The sequence below is a fragment of the Paracraurococcus ruber genome (genome assembly GCF_004353985.1).
Taxonomy (GTDB): domain Bacteria; phylum Pseudomonadota; class Alphaproteobacteria; order Acetobacterales; family Acetobacteraceae; genus Paracraurococcus; species Paracraurococcus ruber.
In genome coordinates, this window is sequence record NZ_SMOA01000600.1 from 1 (window position 1) to 1,057 (window position 1,057).

1 protein-coding gene is annotated in these 1,057 nt (G+C 72.8%); it reads right to left on the reverse strand.

The annotated features are described in order from the left end of the window. Nucleotides 1-172: 172 nt before the first annotated feature. Complete coding sequence (locus tag E2C05_RS32005) at nt 173-892, reverse strand: helix-turn-helix transcriptional regulator (protein WP_133223626.1); 720 nt, start codon at nt 890-892, stop codon at nt 173-175. Nucleotides 893-1,057: the final 165 nt, after the last annotated feature.

Here is a 1,057-nt window from a genome sequence, read left to right on the forward strand (position 1 = left end):
AGGACGGCGCGAGGCGCGGTGCCCGTGATGCGCGCCGGGCGCCTGCTGCCCGCCGCGAGCCGCCGGGTCCGGCCCGGCGCGGAGCCTGCCCACCCAAGCGGCGGCGCAAAGGCGGCCTGCGCGCCCCTCCGCGTTCGGGATTTCGGGTGGGTTCGCGATTCCGGGTGGGCCCTCAGGACGCCACCTCGCCGAACGGGCAGACGTCATCGGCGAATGGCACGCGCCTGCGCCGGAAGCTGGCATCCGCAACCACGTCGGGCCGGCCGATGCGGTCCATGCGGAAATGGCGGAAGCCGCAACGCCGGGGATCCCAGGCGACCAGGTACCAGAGCGGCGGCAGGATCAGCATGGCCTGGGGTTCGACCTCGCGGCTGGTCTCGGCGCCTTTGGCGTCGCGGTAGCGGAACCGCATCGGCCGCCGCTCCAGGAACGCGGTTTCGAAGGCCGGCAGCAGCGCCGGATCCATCGGGCCCATGTCGGCGAGGGTTTGCCGGGGCGACAGCCGTCCGACATGCAGGCATTCGAGCAGGGCACGCAGGTCCGCCACCTTCGCCGGCGGCAGCCCCCGCTCGACCTTCGCCAGGCCGCTGTCGGCGAGGCCGCAGAAGGGGAAGGCCTTCGACATCCGCATGCTGGTCACGCTGACCACCAGGGCGAAGACCTCCACCACGGTCAGCGGCGCCGCGGCCTGGACCGATCGCGGGTCGAGCCGGACGCCGCCGCCCGGCCCCGGTTCCGACTGGATGACGAAGCCCTGGTCGCGCAACGCGCCGATGTCGCGCAGGACCGTGCGCCGCGAGGCGCCGACCTCCGCCGCCAGTTCGGCGACCGTCGCCGTGGCGGTGCGCCGCAGCGCCCGCAGGATGGCGTCCTGGCGCGCCCGGACCTTCATCGGCCGGACGCGGCGCCTATGGTGACAAGCGGTGGCACCATCTCCCGCTAAGTGTCCATCCGGGAACATGGTGAGTCATCTGAATCGGTTGTGACTGGCGGGTTGCGGCGGGTGGTGCGCGATTTGGCGGGATGTGGACGCCGGAGAACCGCGGTCGGTATGACC